Origin of the sequence: Arthrobacter sp. NEB 688, from assembly GCF_013201035.1 — a bacterium.
Lineage (GTDB): Bacteria > Actinomycetota > Actinomycetes > Actinomycetales > Dermatophilaceae > Phycicoccus.
In genome coordinates this window covers 1,225,352-1,243,940 of record NZ_CP053707.1, presented here as the reverse complement: position 1 = coordinate 1,243,940, position 18,589 = coordinate 1,225,352, and the positions used below count along the sequence as shown (strand labels likewise).

Here is an 18,589-nt window from a genome sequence, read left to right as displayed (position 1 = left end):
CGAGCAGGGTGGGGGCACCCCGGGCCGAACCTCCGTCGCGGGCTCAGGCGCCGGGGTCGACGACGGTGAGGGCGAGCTCGCGCCCCAGCCAGCCGGCGAGCGCCTCCGCCTCGCGCCCGAGCGCACGCCGCTCGGCGGCGCCCAGCGGCCGGTAGGGCGTGACCTCGACGGCCAGCGTCCCGCCCCGGACGGTGCGCCGCGCCACGCCGGCGACCTGCGCGTCGACGACGAGCAGCCCGATCGACGGCTCCCGCCCCACCGGGTGCAGGCCGGCGACGTCGACGACCCGCCGCGAGTCCTGGTAGCCGCGGTACCACTCGTCGAGCAGGTGGACGAGGTGGACCCGCGGTGTCCTCGACCGGGCCGGCGGCTCCTCCCCCGGTGCGTGCCACCAGGTGCGCCCGTCGTGCTCGAAGGACCCCAGCCCGCCCGCGGCCGCGGCGAGACCGGCCCGGACGTCACCGAGCGGCAGGGTCGCCCAGTACGCGAGGTCGCGCTCGGTCACCGGCCCGTGGCCCACCGCATAGCGACGCGCCAGCTCGCCCAGCGCCTCGGCCCGGTCCATCGACGGGGATGCCGGGAGCCGTTGACCCAGGGGCGCGTACGTGTGCCGACCGGTGCCGCCGTCGGGGCGCGGCCGGCCGCTGCCCACCCGCAGCCCGAGCTCGAGGTGCGTCAGCAGGACCATGAGCTGCATCCCCGTCACCTCCTCGCCGGCCTCCCGCAGCGCGTCGGCGAGCTCGTCGCGCGTCCGGTCGGGCGCGACGGTCAGCACCTCCTCGACGCGGTCGCCGAGGGCGGCCACCCGGGCGGACGGAAGGCCGAGGTCGCGCTCCAGCTGGCGGCCGACCTGGTGGCGCACCCGCGGCCCGGTCAGCTCGAGCAGCCAGCGCACGTCGTCGCGGTGCACGAGGTGCCACGTGGGTCGCAGGACGTGCAGGCGCACGAGCTCACCCGACGCGAGGAGCCCCGCGAGGCCGGTGCGCGTCAGGCCGCTCGTCCGCGAGGCCAGCGCCCACGCGGTCTGCTCGAGGTTCTCGGCCTGGACGGCCAGCAGCGAGCGGACGGCAGAGGGTGCGTCCGGCGCGCTCGCCCCGTCGAGCAGCAGCGTCCGGAACCGCCATCGGGCGAGGGCGAGGTCGTCGAGGACGCGCGGGCTCATCCGCGCGGGTCGCCCCGCAGGACCCGCAGCAGCCGGGCGCCCAGGCCCTCGCGCGGGCCGGACGGCGCCGCGAGCGCACCGGACGGCGCCGCGAGCGCACCGGACGGGGCGGACGGCGGCGAGGCGGTCGGCGGCGCGGTGGGCGGGGCCGCTGCGCCGGCGGGGGCCCCGCCGCGCTCGAGCGCGTCCAGCGCCGTGGCGGCCCGCTCGAGCAGCGCGTCGACCTCGGCCATGTCGTAGCCCCGGCGCATCCGGGTCACCGAGAGCCGGGAGGCACGCAGGCCGGCGGCCGTCAGCGGGCGACGCGGCGGGCGCCCCGTCCCCGCGTGCGCCCGCAGCGTCTCGGCGACGGCGTCGAGCAGGTCGTCGACCTGCCCCTCGTCGTAGCCGTCCCGGAACTGGGTCTGCGTGAACGTGCTGGTCAGCACGTCCTCGGGTGTCAGCACGGCGGCCCCCCTCTCCTCGGTCAGCCCGCGAACACGCGGGCGTTGCGGAACATCCGCAGCCACGGGCTCTCGTCGTCGACGTCGCCGCTGGTCCACGACATCTGGACGTTGCGCGACACCCGCTCGGGGTGCGGCATCATCGCCGTGAAGCGGCCGTCGGTCGTCGTCACCGCCGTGAGCCCGCCGGGCGAGCCGTTCGGGTTGAACGGGTGCGTCGAGGCCGGCGCCCCGTGGTGGTCGACGAAGCGCGCCACCTGGTGCACCGCGCCGAGGTCGCCACGGGCCGAGAAGTTCGCGAAGCCCTCGCCGTGCGCGACGGCGATGGGCAGGCGGCTGCCGGCCATCCCCGTCATGAGCACCGACGGGCTGTCGAGCACCTCGACCTGCGTGAGGCGCGCCTCGTACTGCTCCGAGCGGTTGCGGGTGAACCGCGGCCAGGCCTCGGCGCCGGGCACGAGGTCGGCCAGCGCGGCGAACATCTGGCAGCCGTTGCAGATGCCGAGCCCGAAGGTGCCGTCGCGGTGGAAGAAGTCGCGGAACTGCTCGGTCAGCCTCTGCGAGAACAGGACCGAGCGGGCCCAGCCCTCACCGGCTCCGAGCGTGTCGCCGTAGGAGAACCCTCCGGCGGCCACGAGGCCCTGGACGTCGGCGAGGTCGAAGCGGCCCGACTGCAGGTCGGTCATGTGCACGTCGTAGGCGTCGAAGCCGGCGGCGTCGAGCATGAACGCGGTCTCGACGTGGCTGTTGACGCCCTGCTCGCGCAGCACGGCGACCTTGGGACGCACCCCGGTCGCGAGGTACGGCAGCGCGACGTCGTCGGTCGGGTCGAAGCTCGGGGCCACGACGAGCCCGGGGTCGCCGTCGCGGCCGACGGCGGCGTGCTCCTCGTCGGCGGCGCCGGGGTTGTCACGCTGCACCGACATCCGCCACGACACCTCGTCCCACGCCTGGGCGAGGTCGCGGACCCGCTCGTCGAGGACGCGCGCCCCGCCGGCGGAGACCCGGACGCGACGCTCGCTGACCGTGCGGCCGACGACCGAGGCGAGGTCGGCGAGCCCGTGGGCGCCGAGCACCTCGAGCGCCTCCGGCACGCTGCGCTCGGGCACGCCGAGGACGACACCGAGCTCCTCGGCGAACAGGCCGGCCACCGAGGACGCCTCGACGTCCAGGCCCATCCCGCCGGCGAAGGCCATCTCGCACACCGCGGCCCACAGGCCGCCGTCCGAGCGGTCGTGGTAGGCCGTCACGAGGTCGCGGTCGCGCAGCTCGACGAGCGCGGTGGCCAGCGCGACGAGGCGCTGCGGGTCGTCGAGGTCGGGCACCTCGCGGCCGAACACGCCCGAGACCTGCGCGAGCATCGAGCCGCCGAGGCGGTCGCGGCCGGCGCCGAGGTCGACGAGGACGAGCGAGGAGCCGTCGCGCAGCTGTGGGGTCCACGTGCCGCGGACGTCGTCGAGCGAGGCGAAGGCGGTGACGACGAGCGAGACCGGCGAGGTGACCTGCCGGGTGTCGCCCATGTGGTCGGTCCAGCGGGTGCGCATCGAGAGCGAGTCCTTGCCGACCGGCACCGAGATGCCGAGCGCGGGGCAGAGCTCCATCCCGACGGCGTGCACCGTGTCGTAGAGCGCGGCGTCCTCGCCGGGCTCGCCGCACGCGGCCATCCAGTTGCAGGACAGCTTGACCCGCGAGAGCGCGGCCACCGGGGCCGCCAGCAGGTTGGTCAGCGCCTCGCCGACGGCCATCCGCCCGGAGGCCGGCGCGTCGACGGACGCGAGGGGCATCCGCTCGCCGCTGGCCATCGCCTCGCCGGCGAACCCGACGTGGTCGGCGAGGGTCACCGCGACGTCGGCGACGGGGACCTGCCACGGCCCGACCATCTGGTCGCGGTGCGTCAGCCCGCCGACGGTGCGGTCGGCGATCGTCACGAGGAAGCGCTTGGACGCGACGGTCGGGTGGCGCAGCACGGCGTAGGCGGCCTCGCGGACGTCGAGCGCGTCGAGGTCGAGGTCGTCGCCCTGCCGCTGGACGCGCGTGACGTCGCGGGTCATCCGCGGCGGCTTGCCGAGCAGCGTCTCCATCGGCATGTCGATGGCGCGGTCCTCACCGGGCACGTCGTCCGGGCCCTCGGCGAGGACGAGCTGCCCGTCGTCGCGCGCGACGCCGACGACGGCGTGCGGGCAGCGCTCGCGCTCGCACAGGGCGGCGAAGGCCGGCAGCGACTCCGGGGCGATGGCGACGACGTACCGCTCCTGGGACTCGTTGCACCACACCTCCTTCGGCGCGAGACCTGACTCCTCGAGCGGCACGGCCGAGAGGTCGAAGCGCGCGCCGAGGCCGGCGCCGTCGACGAGCTCGGGGAAGGCGTTCGAGAGCCCGCCGGCGCCGACGTCGTGGATCGCGAGGATGGGGTTGCCCTCGGCGCCGAGGCTGCGGCAGTGGTTGACGACCTCCTGCGCGCGCCGCTCGATCTCGGGGTTGCCGCGCTGCACGGAGTCGAAGTCGAGGTCGGCCGCGTTCGAGCCGGCGGCCATCGACGACGCCGCGCCGCCACCCATCCCGATGCGCATGCCCGGGCCGCCGAGCTGCACGAGCAGCGTGCCGGCCGGGAAGACGACCTTCTCGGTGAGGTCGGCGTCGATGGTGCCCATCCCGCCGGCGCTCATGATCGGCTTGTGGAACCCGCGGCGCACGCCGTCGACGGTCTGCTCGTAGACGCGGAAGAAGCCGCCCAGCCCGGGGCGGCCGAACTCGTTGTTGAACGCCGCCGCGCCGATCGGGCCCTCGAGCATGATGTCGAGCGGGCTCGCGATGTGCGAGGGCGCGCCGTACTCCGCACCCTCCCAGGGCTCGTGGGTCCCGGGCAGGTTGAGGTTGGAGACCGCGAAGCCGGTGAGGCCGGCCTTCGGCGCCGAGCCGCGGCCGGTCGCGCCCTCGTCGCGGATCTCGCCGCCGGCACCGGTCGCCGCGCCCGGGAAGGGGCTGATGGCGGTCGGGTGGTTGTGCGTCTCGACCTTCATGAGGACGTGCACCTCGCCGTCGCGGCCGCGGTAGGCGCTCGGGCCGTCGGGGCGCTCGGGCAGCCAGCGGGTGCGCGGGCCGCCCTCCATCACGGACGCGTTGTCCTTGTAGGCGATCACGGTGCCGGCGCCCGCGACCTCCTCGGTGTGCCGGATCATCCCGAACAGCGAGCGCGGCTGGGCCTCGCCGTCGATGACGAAGTCGGCGTTGAAGATCTTGTGCCGGCAGTGCTCCGAGTTCGCCTGCGCGAACATCATCAGCTCGACGTCGGTCGGGTTGCGGCGCAGGCCCGTGAAGGCCTCGGCGAGGTAGTCGACCTCGTCGTCGGACAGGGCGAGGCCGAACTCGCGGTCGGCCTCCTCGAGGGCCTCGCGACCCCGGCCGAGGACGTCGACGTGCGCGACCGGCTCGGCCTCGCGCTCGTCGAAGAGCGCCGCGGCGGCCTCGCGCGAGGGCAGGGCCGACTCCGTCATCCGGTCGTGGAGGACGTCGGCGCAGCGGGCCCACTGCTCGTCGGTCAGGGGCTCGTCGGCGGCGAGGTGGTACTCCGTGACCCGCTCGACGCGGCGCACGTCGACCCCGCAGCTGTGCGCGATGTCGGTCGCCTTCGAGGCCCACGGCGAGAGGGTGCCGAGGCGGGGGGCGACGACGACCAGCGCGGTGTGCGGGGCCTGCGCGACGCCCCCGAAGGGCTCGCCGTAGGTGAGCAGCCGGGCCACCGTGGCGTGGGTGGCGTCGTCGAGCGGCGCGGCGCTCGCGACCCAGTGCACGTGCTGCGCGGAGACCGCGCGGATCTGCGGCGCGGACACCCTCAGCCGGGCGAGCACCCCCGCGGCGCGGAAGGTCGAGAGCGCGGCGCCCCCGGGGACGGTGGTCAGCACGGGGGCGTGCGACGAGGACATGGCGGGTGTCTCCCGAGGGGGTGCGACGCGGTGTGGGCCCTGCCGGGTCAGGGTACCGGCGGGGGGCCCGCCGGCCCCCATCGCGCCGGGTGCCGGGCCTCGACACCTCGGCGACCGCGGTTGTACCGTCTGGTACATGATCGTCGTCGAGCGCGTCGTCGCCCTCCCGCCGGAGCGCCTCTGGCCGGTGCTCTCCGACGTCCGGCGCTGGCCGTCGTGGCTGCCGACCGTCGACGCCGTGACCCCGCACGAGCCCGACCGACCCTTCGGCCCGGGCGCCGCGTACCTCGTCGACCAGCCCGGCCTGCCCCGCGCGACGTGGACCGTCACCGCCTGGGAGCCGGGGCGCTCGTTCACCTGGGAGGCGCGCAGCCCCGGCGTCCGCACGACCGGGACGCACGAGCTCCTCCCCCACGCCGACGGGACGACGGTCCGGCTCGGCATCGCCTGGACCGGACCGCTCGCGCCGCTCGTCCGCATCGTCGCGGGGCGGCGCTCCCGCGGCTACGTCGAGCGCGAGGCCGCCGCCCTCGAGGCCACCGTCCGCGAGCGCGGGGCGTGAGCGCCCGCGAGGAGCTGCTGTCCCGGGCGGTCGCCTGGTTCGCCGAGCACGGTGTCGGTGACACCAGCCTGCGGACGCTCGCCACCGGGATCGGCACGAGCCACCGGATGCTCAACTACCACTTCGGGTCGCGCGAGGGGCTGCTCGCGGCCGTCGTCGAGGCCGTCGAGCGCGCCGAGCAGGAGACCCTCCGCGCACTGCTCGCCGAGGGCGGGGACCCCTTCGAGGCCGGCGCCCGCTTCTGGACGCACGTCGCCGACCGGGCGGCCGTCTTCGCGCCGCTGTTCTTCGAGCTGTCGACCCACGCGATGCGGGGTGCGCCGCACGCCGACCCGCTGCGGGCCTGGCTGCGCGAGGGATGGCGCGAGGCCCTGGCCGCCGGCTACCGCGACCTCGGCGTCGACGACGCGCAGGCGCGCGACCTCGCGCTGCGCTCGCTGGCGATGGCCCGCGGGCTGCTCTTCGAGGTCGCGGCCACCGGCGACCGCGCCGCGGCGGACGCGGCGATGGCGGCCTGGACGGCGCAGGTGCGGCGGGAGGTCGGGGCGGGCTGACGACGTCCGCCGGAAGGAGCCGGGCGGGTCAGGGGCGGCGGGCGCCCACGACGACGGCCGTGCCGTAGCAGTGGATCTCGATGATCTGGCCCTGTCCGACCTCGTTGGAGTCGAAGCGCACCGCGAGGAGGGCGTTGCCGCCGTGCCGCTGCGCCTCGCCGACGACCCGCTCCAGCGCGTGGTGGCGGGCCTCGGCGAGGAGGCGCGTCATCTCGACGACCTCGCCGCGGGCGAGCGCGGAGAACGACGCCGTGACGCCGCGCGCGAGGCCGAGGCTCGTCGCGTAGACACCGGAGACCGCCCCGATGGTCGTGCGCACCTCGAGGTCGGGGAAGTCGAAGGCCGTCGTGACGGGGATCGGCCAGCCGGCCGTGCGCCAGTCGGGCCCCTGCTGCGGTGCGGGCCGGTCGCTCATCGGTCCCCACCGGCGGGTCGGAAGGTCTCTCCGGTCAGGCGCTCGTAGGCCTCGACGTACTTGGCCCGGGTGCGCTCGATAACCTCGGCCGGCAGCGGCGGCGGCGCCTCGCCGGACGCCTTGTCCCACCCGCTGGCCGGCGAGAGCAGCCACTCGCGGACGAACTCCTTGTCGAAGCTCGGCTGGGGGTGGCCGGGCTCCCACTGGTCGGCCGGCCAGAAGCGCGAGGAGTCGGGCGTGAGGACCTCGTCGGCGAGGACGAGCTCGCCGCCCTCGACCCCGAACTCGACCTTGGTGTCGGCGACGATGATGCCGCGCTCCTGCGCCAGCTCGTTGCCGCGGGCGAGGATGCGGGTCGTGAGGTCCCGGGCCTTCGCCGCGAGGTCCGGGCCGACGAGGGCCTCGACCTCGGCGTAGGTCATCGGCTCGTCGTGCTGCCCGGTGGGCGCCTTCGTCGACGGCGTGAAGAGCGGCTCGGGGAAGCGCGAGCCGTCGGTCAGGCCCTCGGGCAGGCGCAGGCCGCTCACCGTGCCGTCGGAGCGGTACTCGCGCAGGCCGCCGCCGGTGAGGTAGGCGCGGGCCACGCACTCGACGGGCAGCATCCCGAGGCGGCGCACGAGCACCGCGCGGCCGCGGACGGCGTCCGGCACGTCGGGCGAGACGACGTGGCTGGGGACGAGGTCGGCCAGCTGCTCGAACCACCAGAGCGACATCCGGGTGAGGACCTCGCCCTTGTCCGGAACCGGGGTCTCGAGGACGAAGTCGAAGGCCGAGATGCGGTCCGAGGCGACGAGGAGCAGGAGGTCCTCGCGCGGGGCGCCGGCGTCGTCGAGCGGCGCGTAGAGGTCGCGCACCTTGCCCGAGTACACGTGGGCGTATCCGTCGAGGACGGGGGCGGCGTCGGGCGTGGGCGTCGAGGCGTCGGCCATGGGCCCATCCTTCCAGCCCCCGGCGCCCCGGGCCGCCGCCCGTCCGGGAACCACCGGAGCGAGACCCGGTCCCACGGGTCCCGCGCGTATCGGGTCACCCGATACGGCCGCGCTCTCCCCCGGAACCGTTCCGGGGTGGAGCGCGCCGTTGTCGGGGGAAGCGGGTCGCCGGCCGCCGGCGACCCGACCATGAAGAGCCAACGGACCCCCGGCTTGATTTGAATAGGTTACCTATGTAAAGTGGAGCGGGTGCACACGGACGACCTCGCCATCGAGCTGCTGCGCTCGGCCGCCGGACTCTCCCGGTGGGCCAGCCGGCACGCCGACCTCGAGATCCCGTGGGCCCAGGCCCGGGTCCTGTCCCTGCTCGACGAGCTCGGCCCGGCGCGCATCACGACGCTCGCCGAGGCCGACGCCACGAGCCAGCCGACGATGACGACCCAGGTGCAGCGGCTCGAGGCCGCCGGCTGGACCGCCCGCACCCCCGACCCGGCCGACGGCCGGGCCACCCTCGTGTCCCTCACCGCCGCGGGTCACGACGCCCTGGCCACCGCCCGGCGCGCCCGCGCCGCGGCCCTGCGCCCGGTCCTCGAGCAGCTGGCCGCCGACCCCGAGCGGCTCCGGGCGGCGACCGCCGTCCTCACCGAGCTGCTCGAGGCGACCCGCACCACCCCCGCCCGGGAGCCCGGCCGCACCGGCTCCTGAGCACCCCGACACCACCCCGACCGAGAGGAACCCCTGCCCATGTGGCGCCAACCGAAGACCGTCTGGAGCGTGGCGTTCGCCTGCGTCGTCGCGTTCATGGGGATCGGCCTCGTCGACCCCATCCTCAAGCCGATCGCCGACGACCTCGGCGCGACCCCGTCCCAGGTCTCGCTGCTCTTCACCAGCTACATGGCCGTCATGGGCGTCGCGATGCTCATCACCGGCTTCATCTCCAGCCGTATCGGCGCCAAGCGCACCCTGCTCATCGGCCTCGCGATCATCATCGTCGGCGCGGGCCTCGCCGGGATGCAGGACTCCGTCAACGGCATCGTCGGCTTCCGCGCCGTCTGGGGCCTCGGCAACGCCCTGTTCATCGCCACCGCCCTCGCGACGATCGTCAACGCCGCCCGCGGCTCGGTCGCGCAGGCGATCATCCTCTACGAGGCCGCACTGGGCCTCGGCATCGCCGCCGGCCCGCTCGTCGGCGGTGTGCTCGGCGGGATCTCCTGGCGCGGACCGTTCTTCGGCGTCAGCGCGCTGATGCTCATCGCCCTCGTCGCCACGTGGGTCACCCTCCCCGCGGCCACCGAGAAGCCGCACCCGACGCCGCTCAGCGCCCCGCTGCGCGCCCTCGGCCACCGCGGCCTCCTGACCGTCGGCGTCACCGCGCTGCTCTACAACTTCGGCTTCTTCACGCTGCTGGCCTTCACGCCGTTCCCGCTCGACATGTCGGCGCACGGCACCGGCCTCGTGTTCTTCGGCTGGGGCCTGCTGCTCGCGCTGACCTCCGTGGTCGTCGCCCCCTGGGTGCAGCGCCACGTCGGCACCTTCACCGGCATCGTCGGCGCGCTGCTCGGCTTCGCGGTCATCCTCGCCGTCATGGCGGTCTTCACCGAGAACAAGACCGTCCTCGTCGTCATGGTCGTCCTCGCCGGTGGCTTCCTCGGCGTCAACAACACGCTCATCACCGAGACCGTCATGAAGGTCTCGCCCGTCGAGCGCAGCGTCGCCTCGGCCGCCTACAGCTTCGTCCGGTTCGCCGGCGGCGCCGTGGCCCCGTGGCTGGCCGGCACCCTCGGCGAGCGCTCGGTCCACATCCCGTTCTGGGTCGGCGCGGGCGCGGTCGTGCTCGCCGTCGCGGTGCTGAGCACCGGGCACTCCTTCGTCCGGGGCATCGACGCCGAGCCCGAGCACGGCGCGGAGCGGATCGACTCCGAGGAGGAGGCGCAGGCCGTGACGATGGGCGCCTGACGCCCCTCGCCCGCACCTCGAGGACGGGCCGCGTGACCACCGGGTCGCGCGGGCCGTCCTCGTCGTCCGTCCGGCGTCGTTCGCCGGCGCGTCGTCAGTCGCCGCGGGCGGCCGCCGGCCAGCGCCGGGCCCCCGGCCCCTCGGTCCCCAGCTCGTCGTCGTGGTTGTAGACGGGGCACGCGCGCAGCGACAGGCACCCGCAGCCGATGCACGACGACAGCCCGTCACGCACCCGCTCCATCGCCTCGATGCGCGCCGTCAGGTCGGCGTGCCAGCGCCGCGAGAGGCGCTCCCAGTCGCGCTTGGTCGGCGCCCGGTCGACGGGCAGGGCGGCGAGCGCCTCGCCGATCTCGCCCAGCCCCAGCCCGAACCGCTGCCCGGCCCGCACGACGGCGATGCGCCGCAGCACGTGCCGCTCGAAGCGCCGCCGGTTCGCGCTGTCGCGCACCGAGGTCAGCAGCCCCTTCTCCTCGTAGAAGCGCACGGTCGGGACGCTGACGCCGGAGCGCTCCGCCACCTCGCCGATGGCCAGCAGGTCCCGTCCGTCCATGCCGGGAGCCTACGCCTTGACCTCAAGCGCACTTGAGGTGTGAGGCTCCCCCCGTGACCACGACCGACCACACCGCCCCGCCCCCCACCGCTCCCGACCGGCTCCTCGACCGCCGGTACCTGCCGCTCGTCGTCGGGGTGGTCGCGCTCGTCACCCTCGCGGCCTTCGAGAACCGGGCCGTGCAGACGGTGCTCCCCGTCGTCGTGCGCGAGCTCGACGGCTGGGCGCTGTTCGGCGCCTCGACCGGCGCATCGCTCGTGACGTTCACGGTCGGGATGGCCCTCTCCGGCGGGTGGACCGACCGCTTCGGGCCCCGCCCGGTGCTCCTGGCTGGCATCGGCGTCTTCGGCGTCGCCCAGGTCGTCTCCGCGACCGCCCCGACGATGGCCCTGTTCGTCGGGGGTCGCGCTCTCTCCGGCGTCGCGGAGGCGCTCATCGACACCGCGCTCATGGTGCTCGTCGCCCAGGCCCTGCCGGAGTCGTTGCGCGCCAAGGTCTTCGCGTCCTTCGCGGCCGCGTGGATCCTGCCGTCGCTCCTCGGGCCGGGGTTCGCCGGCGGCGTCGAGTCGCTCGCGGGGTGGCGCTGGGTGTTCGCCGGCCCCCTGCTGGTCGTCCCGTTCGCCCTCTGGCTCGTGCGCCCGGCGCTGCGCGGCGAGCACCCCTCCCCGGCGGCCGTGGCCGACGACGGCGCCGGGGCCCGGCTGGCGGCGTCGTTCGCCCTCGCCGTCGGGCTGGCCGTGACGACCTTCTCGGCGCCGCTGCTCGACGCCCCGGACACGCGGCCGGCGGGCCTCGCGGCCGTCCTCGCCGGGGGCCTCGTCGTCGTCCTCTCGGCGGCCCGGGCCCTGCCCCGCGGCACGGCCCGCCTGCGCGCCGGCGTCCCGGCCGTCGTCGGCCTGCGGATGCTCACGGCCGCCGCGTTCACCGGCGTCGGGTCGGTCATCCCCCTCATGCTCGTGACGACCCACCACGTCAGCACCGCGGTCGCCGGCGTTTCGCTCTCGGTGACCGGCGTGCTCTGGGCGCTCGGGTCGTGGCTCAACAGCACCGCGTGGGCCCAGGCGCGCACGAGCGCGGCGGCGCGCATCCGCACCGGCGGCCTGCTCATCGCGCTCGGGTCGGTGGGGCCGCTGCTCCTCGCGCTCGACGTGGTCGACCTCCCCGTCGGGATGGTCGGCTGGGCGGCCGCCGCGACGGGGATGGGCATCCTCTCGCCGGTCCTGTCGACCGAGCTGCTCGCCCTCGCGCCCGAGGCGGAGCGCGGCCGGGCCAGCGCCACGCAGGGGCTGGGGTCGTCGACCGGCGTCGCCCTCCAGACCGCGCTCGTCGGCGGCGTCGTCGCCTGGTTCGGGCCGGAGATGGACGGGCCACGCTTCGCCGCGCTCATGGGCGTCGGGGCGCTCGTCGCGCTCCTCGTCGCGCTGGGGGCCGGGCGGGTGCGCCCCGCCCGCGGTGACGCGGCGCCGCGGCCTGCGTAGCGTGGGCCCATGGACCTGCGCATCTTCACCGAGCCCCAGCAGGGCGCCACGTACGACGACCTCCTGGCGGTGGCCCGCGCGGCCGAGGACCTCGGGTACGACGCATTCTTCCGGTCCGACCACTACCTGCGGATGTCCGGTGACGGGCTCCCCGGCCCGACCGACGCGTGGACGACGCTCGCCGGCCTGGCCCGCGACACCACGCGCATCCGCCTCGGGACGCTCGTCACCTCGGCGACCTTCCGGCTGCCCGGCCCGCTGGCCGTCACGGTCGCCGGGGTCGACCAGATGAGCGGCGGCCGGGTCGAGCTCGGGCTCGGCGCCGGCTGGTTCGAGGCCGAGCACCGCGCGTTCGGCATCCCCTTCCCGCCGCTGAAGGAGCGCTTCGACCGGCTCGAGGAGCAGCTGGCCCTCATCACCGGGATGTGGTCGGCGCCGGAGGGCTCCGAGTACGACCACGACGGCTCGAACTACCCGGTGAGCGGGCAGCCGGCCCTCGTGCGCACGACGCAGCCCGGCGGGGTGCCGATCATCGTCGGCGGGGCCGGCAGACGACGCACCCCGTCGCTCGCCGCCCGCTACGCCGCCGAGTTCAACGTCCCGTTCTCGTCCGTCGACGAGACCGCGCAGCTCTTCGCCCGGGTCGACGCGGTCTGCGAGGAGCACGGCCGCGACCCGCTGAGCCTCGGCCACAGCGCCGCGCAGGTCCTGTGCGTCGGCAAGGACGAGGCCACGCTGCGCCGGCGCGCCGAGGCCATCGGTCGCGACGTCGCCGAGCTGCGCGCCAACGGGCTCGCCGGGACGCCCGAGGAGGTCCGCGAGCGCGTCGGGCGCCTCGCCGAGGCCGGCGCGAGCCGGGTGTACCTGCAGGTCCTCGACCTGCACGACCTGGACCACCTCGCCGACGCGCACGCGGCGCTCACCGCCTGAGAGCGGCGTCCACCGGGCGTCCACCGGGCGGCCCCGGACCTGCCCGGTCGCCGCGGTCAGGCGGGGACGGTGACCTCGCCGCGCTGCGCCTTCTCGGCGATGTCGAGCCGGTGCTGCGAGCCCTCGAGCCCGACCGCGTCGACGGCGGCGTAGACCCGCTCACGGGCCTGCGCGAGGTCGGCGCCCCGGGCGACGACCGACAGCACGCGCCCGCCGGCCGAGACGAGCACCCCGTCGGCGTCGCGGGCGGTGCCGGCGTGCAGGACGTAGGCGTCGGGGTCGCCCGGGACGGCGCCGAGGCCGTCGATGGGGTCGCCGGTGCGCGGCGTGCCGGGGTAGCCCTGCGCCGCGACGACGACGGTGACGGCGTGCTCGTCGGACCAGCGCAGCGGCTCGGCCTGCGCCAGCCGGCCCTCGGCCGCGGCGAGCAGCACCTGGGCCAGCGGCGTGCGCAGCCGGTCGAGGACGACCTGCGTCTCGGGGTCGCCGAACCGGACGTTGAACTCGATGACGCGCGGCCCGCGGCGGGTCAGCGCGAGGCCGACGTAGAGGACCCCGACGAACGGCGCGCCGCGGCGGGCCATCTCGTCGACGACCGGCTGCGCGATGCGGGCGACGACGTCGTCGACGAGGCCGTCCGGCGCCCAGTCGAGCGGGCTGTAGGCGCCCATCCCGCCGGTGTTCGGGCCGGTGTCGCCGTCGCCGATGCGCTTGAAGTCCTGCGCGGGGCTGAGCGGCACGACGGTCTCGCCGTCGCAGAGGCAGAAGAGGGAGACCTCCGGGCCGTCGAGGAACTCCTCGACGACGACGCGGCCGTCGTCCTTGGCCAGGCAGGCGAGCCCGTGCGCGAGGGCCTCGGCGCGGTCGTCGGTGACGACGACCCCCTTGCCCGCCGCGAGCCCGTCGTCCTTGACGACGTGGGGGGCGCCGAGCGCGTCGAGGGCGTCGGCGAGCTCGGCCTCGGTCGTGCAGACGTGGGCCATCGCGGTCGGGACGTCGGCGGCCGACATCACCTCCTTGGCGTACGCCTTGCTGCCCTCGAGGCGGGCGGCGGCCGCCGACGGTCCGAAGCAGGGGGTGCCCGCGGCGCGCACCGCGTCGGCGACGCCAGCGACGAGCGGCGCCTCGGGGCCGACGACGACGAGGTCGACCCCGTGCCGGCGGGCGACCTCGAGGATCCCGTCGGCGTCGGCGACGCCCCCGGGCAGCGGCTCGCACGGGGCCACCGCCTCGATGCCCGGGTTGCCCGGGGCGGCGATGACCGCGTCGAGGGCGGGGTCGAGCGCCAGGGCGCGGACGATGGCGTGCTCGCGGGCACCGGAGCCGATGACGAGGACCTTCACGGGCAGCCACCCTAGGGGCCGCGGGCTCCCCCGTGCACGGTCGACCGGCGCCCGAACGGAGTGCCCCGCCCCCGCTGATGACGCGGCTAGACTGGTGAGTTCCGTGTCCAGCCGATCCTGCGAGGAGACCGCGGCTCCGTGACCACGCACCACCCGGGCCAGCCCGAGGCCTCCCCCGACGTCGAGCGCGAGATCGCCGTCGAGCAGGCGCACGTCGACCGCGTCTACGCCGAGCTCGAGAAGGCGAGCGGGCGCGCCCGCGACGTCGAGGCCGACGGGATGGCCCGCGGCCGCACCGACCGCACCGGCGACGTCCGCGACGAGGAGATGACCGGGCTCTTCGAGCGCGACGCCCTCGTCTTCGCGGCCGCCCGGCGCCGCGCGGCGATCGACACCCAGTACGAGGGCCTCGTCTTCGGCCGGCTCGACCTCGGCACCGAGGACTCGACCGCCGCCCAGCGCGAGGTCCGCCACATCGGCCGCCTCGGCGTGCGCGACGACGAGTACGAGCCGCTCGTCGTCGACTGGCGCGCCCCGGCGGCCACCGCCTTCTACCGCGCGACCCCGGTCGACCCGATGGGCGTCGTGCGACGGCGGGTCCTGCGCTGCCGCGGCGCGCAGGTCGTCGGGGTCGAGGACGACCTCATGGTCCCCGAGGCGCCGGACGACATCGTGGTCGTCGGCGACGGCGCGCTGATGGCCGCCCTGACCCGCAGCCGCGGCACGCAGATGCGCGACATCGTCGCGACCATCCAGCGCCACCAGGACGAGGCCATCCGCGCCCCCTCCCGCGGCGTCACCGAGATCACCGGCGGCCCGGGCACCGGCAAGACGGTCGTCGCGCTGCACCGCGCGGCCTACCTGCTCTACGCCGAGCGCCGGCGCTTCGAGCACGGCGGCATCCTCGTCATCGGGCCGTCGTCCGCCTACACCGCGTACATCGAGCGGGTCCTGCCCTCCCTCGGCGAGGAGTCGGTGGCGCTGCGCGCGCTCGGCGACGTCGTCGACGGCGTGACGGCGGTGCGCCTCGACACCCCCGAGGTCGCGGCGGTCAAGGGCTCGCTCCGCATCCGGCAGGTGCTCGGGCGGCTCGCGTCCCGACCGCCGGTCGGGGCACCGACCACGTTCCGCGCCTTCGTCGCCGGGCACGCCGTCCGGCTCGACGAGGAGGTGCTGCGGCGCGTCCGCTCGGACGTGCTGCGCACCCACCAGCACAACCTCGGCGCCGCGGCCGCGCGGGCCGCGCTGGCCGAGGCCGCGTGGCGCTCGGTGCGCCAGGGCGAGCGCTCGGACTTCCTCGGCGCCTTCGAGGACTCGCGCTCCGTCGACCAGTTCATGTCGTCGTGGTGGCGGCCGCTCGACCCGCGCGAGCTGCTGCTGACGCTCACCGACACCGAGCACGCCTACCGGGTCGGGCGCGGCGTGCTGTCGCACGGGGACGCGGCCGCGCTCGCGGCGTCGTACCGGGAGGCGGTGGCGACCGGCGAGTGGTCGGTGGCCGACGTGCCGCTCGTCGACGACCTGCTCGCCCGCCTCGGGTCGCTGCCCGAGGTCACGCGCGAGGAGAAGGGGTTCTACGACATCGAGGAGCTCGACGACCTGTCGTCCTACGGGGTGCAGGACGTGCGGGCCGGGCTCGGGCGGGCACCGCGTGCCGACACCCGGGCGGTCCTCGCGCCGGGGGATGCCCGGGCACGCCTGATGGCCGGCCGCATCGAGCGGGCCGCGGCGTACGCGCACGTGCTCGTCGACGAGGCGCAGGACCTCTCGCCGATGCAGTGGCGGATGGTCGCGCGGCGGGGTCGGACGGCGTCGTGGACGGTCGTCGGCGACGCGGCGCAGGCGTCGTGGCCGGACCTCGCCGAGGCCGGTCGGGCCCGCGAGGAGGCCTTCGCCGGGCTCGAGCGCCGGCTGTTCCACATGGACACCAACTACCGCAACGCCCGCGAGATCTTCGACCACGCGCGCGACGTCATCCTGCCGCTCGTGCCGGACGCCGACATCCCCGACGCCGTGCGCGAGACCGGGGTGCACCCGGTCGACCGTGCGGCCCCCGAGGGGCTCGTCGACGCGGCGCGCGGCTCGGTCGAGGCGCTGCTCGGCGAGGTCGACGGCTCGATCGCCGTCATCACGCCGCGGCGCTGGGCCGAGCGGGCGTCCGTGCTCGACGGGGCCGGCGACGGGCGGGTGCAGGTCATCGACCCCCTGTCGACCAAGGGCCTGGAGTGGGACGCGACGGTCGTGCTCGACCCGGACGCCATCACCGAGGAGTCCCCCGGCGGGGTGCGCGTGCTCTACGTCGTCCTCACCCGGGCGGCGCACCGGATGCACGTCCTGCGTCCCGCCTGACGCAGCCCGCCCCCGCCGGCCCGCCCCGACATCGCCCGGCCGGGCCGATCTCGCCCGGCCGGCCCCATCTGGTCCGGCTGTGCTCACATGGCCGCGCCGCCCTCATCTCACCCCGCCGCCCTGTCCTGGCACACCGGCACGGCGAGGTCGGGTCGGCACGACGACGTCACGCCGACCCCGCACGTCCGGCCCCGGCGAGAGTGTTCTCTCCCAGCCTCCACCCGCCCGGGGACGTTTACCTGCCACTTCGCAACCATCCGGTCGCACGCCGGGAGGGAAACCTCCCGCGGTGTGAGGACGACCTGCCGTCCCGGGAGGGAGACCTCCCAGGGCGGGAGGGAAACTTCCCGAGGGGGAGGGAAACCTCCCGCGGCGGGAGGGAAACCTCCCGAGGTGCGTGGAGGCTGGGAGCACACACCATCCGGCCGGGCCGATCTCGCCCTGCCGCCCCCACCTCGTCCGGCCGCCCCGTCATGGCACACCGGCATGGCGAGGTCGGGTCGGCACGACGAGGTCACGCCGACCCCGGACGCACGACGCCCCCTCCGGCCGGGTCGGCGGGAGGGGGCGACGTGCAAGCCGACGCGGGGGTCGCTCAGTCGAGCAGAGCGTGCCGCTGGATGATCTCGTGCCGCCCGGGGCCGACGCCGATGGCCGACACACGGGCCCCGATGAGCTCCTCGACGCGCAGCACGTAGCGCTGCGCCGCCGCCGGCAGGTCCTCGAAGGTCCGGCACTCCGACAGGTCCTCCCACCACCCGTCGAGCATCTCGTACACGGGCTTCGCGTGGTGGAAGTCGCTCTGTGACACCGGCATCTCGTCGTGGCGCACGCCGTCGACCTCGTAGGCCACGCACACCGGCACCTGCTCGAAGCCGGTGAGGACGTCGAGCTTGGTGATGACGAAGTCGGTGACCCCGTTGACCCGCGTGGCGTAGCGCCCGATGACGGTGTCGACCCAGCCGCAGCGGCGCGGGCGGCCGGTCGTCGTGCCGTACTCGGCGCCCGTCTTGCGCAGCGTCTCGCCGTCGTCGTCGAACAGCTCGGTCGGGAAGGGACCCTCCCCGACGCGCGTCGTGTACGCCTTGAGGATCGCGATGACCCGCGACACCCGCGTCGGCGGGATGCCGGAGCCGGTGCACGCCCCGCCGGCGGTGGCCGACGACGAGGTGACGAACGGGTAGGTGCCGTGGTCGACGTCGAGCAGCGTGGCCTGGCCGGCCTCGAGCAGCACGTTCGCCCCGGCGTCGAGCGCCTGCTCGAGCACGAGCGCGGTGTCCGCGACCATCGGCCGCAGCCGCTCGGCGTACCCGAGCAGCTCCTCGACGACGAGGTCGACGTCGACGGCGCGGGTGTTGTAGATCTTCACGAGCACCTGGTTCTTGAACCCCAGGGCGGCCTCGACCTTCTGCCGCAGGATGCCCTCGTCGAAGAGGTCCTGCACGCGGATGCCGACGCGGTTCATCTTGTCGGCGTACGTCGGGCCGATGCCGCGCCCGGTCGTGCCGATCTTGCGCTTGCCGAGGAAGCGCTCGGTCACCTTGTCGAGCGTCCGGTTGTACGGCGCGATGACGTGGGCGTTCGACGACACGACGAGCTTCGAGGTGTCGACCCCGCGCGCCTCGAGCCCGTCGAGCTCCTGGAAGAGCACCTCGAGGTCGATGACGACCCCGTTGCCGATGACCGGGGTCACCGTCGGGGTGAGGATGCCCGAGGGCAGCAGGTGCAGCGCGTACTTCTCGCGCGTCCCGTCCTCACCGGCGATGACCACCGTGTGGCCCGCGTTGTTGCCCCCGTTGAACTTGACGACGTAGTCGACGTCGGTGCCCATGAGGTCGGTCGCCTTGCCCTTGCCCTCGTCGCCCCACTGGGCTCCGACCAGCACGATCGCCGGCATCCCGGCTCCTTCCGACACGTGGTGCGCCCGGGACGGCCGTGCCCCGGCGCGGAGAAGGCCCCTCGCGGATCGCGCCGGGGCCTCGTCCACCCCACCCT

At 75.5% G+C, this 18,589-nt stretch carries 15 protein-coding genes; 7 read left to right on the top strand and 8 right to left on the bottom strand.

The window, feature by feature from the left end; all coding sequences use genetic code 11:
• Positions 1 to 43: 43 nt before the first annotated feature.
• From HL663_RS05900 to purL, 3 genes are read right to left on the bottom strand one after another with little or no spacing between them, the layout of a single operon-like run.
• On the bottom strand, positions 44 to 1,162 hold the full coding sequence (locus HL663_RS05900) for a winged helix DNA-binding domain-containing protein (protein ID WP_173027495.1): 1,119 nt from the start codon (positions 1,160 to 1,162) through the stop codon (positions 44 to 46).
• Entirely contained in the window at positions 1,159 to 1,608 is a 450-nt protein-coding gene (locus HL663_RS05895) for a DivIVA domain-containing protein (protein ID WP_173027494.1), read from the bottom strand. Before HL663_RS05895 ends, HL663_RS05900 begins: the two co-directional genes overlap by 4 nt.
• Positions 1,609 to 1,628: 20 nt before the next feature.
• The gene (gene purL / locus HL663_RS05890) at positions 1,629 to 5,528 is read right to left on the bottom strand and encodes a phosphoribosylformylglycinamidine synthase (RefSeq protein WP_173027493.1); all 3,900 of its coding nucleotides are present in this window, start codon (positions 5,526 to 5,528) and stop codon (positions 1,629 to 1,631) included.
• 136 nt (positions 5,529 to 5,664) lie between these two features.
• On the opposite strand from purL, the gene HL663_RS05885 reads away from it, so the two are divergent.
• Both HL663_RS05885 and HL663_RS05880 read left to right on the top strand, forming a co-directional pair.
• A complete protein-coding gene (locus HL663_RS05885) occupies positions 5,665 to 6,090 on the top strand; it encodes an SRPBCC family protein (protein ID WP_173027492.1) in 426 nt (141 codons plus the stop codon).
• A complete protein-coding gene (locus tag HL663_RS05880; RefSeq protein ID WP_173027491.1) occupies positions 6,087 to 6,644 on the top strand; it encodes a TetR/AcrR family transcriptional regulator in 558 nt (185 codons plus the stop codon). Before HL663_RS05885 ends, HL663_RS05880 begins: the two co-directional genes overlap by 4 nt.
• Before the next feature lie 28 nt (positions 6,645 to 6,672).
• On the opposite strand, the gene HL663_RS05875 is transcribed toward HL663_RS05880, so the two are convergent.
• Both HL663_RS05875 and HL663_RS05870 read right to left on the bottom strand, forming a co-directional pair.
• Positions 6,673 to 7,059: a YbjQ family protein gene (locus HL663_RS05875; RefSeq protein ID WP_173027490.1), complete on the bottom strand. Its 387-nt coding sequence runs from the start codon at positions 7,057 to 7,059 to the stop codon at positions 6,673 to 6,675.
• The gene (locus HL663_RS05870; protein WP_173027489.1) at positions 7,056 to 7,988 is read right to left on the bottom strand and encodes a phosphoribosylaminoimidazolesuccinocarboxamide synthase; all 933 of its coding nucleotides are present in this window, start codon (positions 7,986 to 7,988) and stop codon (positions 7,056 to 7,058) included. Before HL663_RS05870 ends, HL663_RS05875 begins: the two co-directional genes overlap by 4 nt.
• 249 nt (positions 7,989 to 8,237) lie before the next feature.
• On the opposite strand from HL663_RS05870, the gene HL663_RS05865 reads away from it, so the two are divergent.
• The gene (locus tag HL663_RS05865; protein WP_173027488.1) at positions 8,238 to 8,693 is read left to right on the top strand and encodes a MarR family winged helix-turn-helix transcriptional regulator; all 456 of its coding nucleotides are present in this window, start codon (positions 8,238 to 8,240) and stop codon (positions 8,691 to 8,693) included.
• A 39-nt stretch (positions 8,694 to 8,732) separates the two neighbouring features.
• Complete coding sequence (locus HL663_RS05860; protein ID WP_173027487.1) at positions 8,733 to 9,944, top strand: MFS transporter; 1,212 nt, start codon at positions 8,733 to 8,735, stop codon at positions 9,942 to 9,944.
• A 94-nt stretch (positions 9,945 to 10,038) separates the two neighbouring features.
• Here the strand turns inward: HL663_RS05860 and soxR are convergent, their stop codons facing one another.
• Complete coding sequence (gene soxR, locus HL663_RS05855) at positions 10,039 to 10,494, bottom strand: redox-sensitive transcriptional activator SoxR (protein WP_173027486.1); 456 nt, start codon at positions 10,492 to 10,494, stop codon at positions 10,039 to 10,041.
• Between the two features lie 53 nt (positions 10,495 to 10,547).
• On the opposite strand from soxR, the gene HL663_RS05850 reads away from it, so the two are divergent.
• Entirely contained in the window at positions 10,548 to 11,972 is a 1,425-nt protein-coding gene (locus HL663_RS05850) for an MFS transporter (protein WP_173027485.1), read from the top strand.
• A 9-nt stretch (positions 11,973 to 11,981) separates the two neighbouring features.
• On the top strand, positions 11,982 to 12,902 hold the full coding sequence (locus tag HL663_RS05845) for an LLM class F420-dependent oxidoreductase (RefSeq protein WP_173027484.1): 921 nt from the start codon (positions 11,982 to 11,984) through the stop codon (positions 12,900 to 12,902).
• Positions 12,903 to 12,958: 56 nt separating this feature from the next.
• On the opposite strand, the gene purD is transcribed toward HL663_RS05845, so the two are convergent.
• A complete protein-coding gene (gene purD, locus HL663_RS05840) occupies positions 12,959 to 14,245 on the bottom strand; it encodes a phosphoribosylamine--glycine ligase (RefSeq protein WP_173027483.1) in 1,287 nt (428 codons plus the stop codon).
• 138 nt (positions 14,246 to 14,383) lie between these two features.
• Between purD and HL663_RS05835 the strand changes: the two genes are divergently transcribed.
• Complete coding sequence (locus HL663_RS05835) at positions 14,384 to 16,594, top strand: HelD family protein (protein ID WP_173027482.1); 2,211 nt, start codon at positions 14,384 to 14,386, stop codon at positions 16,592 to 16,594.
• Between the two features lie 595 nt (positions 16,595 to 17,189).
• Here HL663_RS05835 and HL663_RS05830 read toward each other — a convergent pair.
• Complete coding sequence (locus HL663_RS05830; protein ID WP_173027481.1) at positions 17,190 to 18,491, bottom strand: adenylosuccinate synthase; 1,302 nt, start codon at positions 18,489 to 18,491, stop codon at positions 17,190 to 17,192.
• Positions 18,492 to 18,589: the final 98 nt, after the last annotated feature.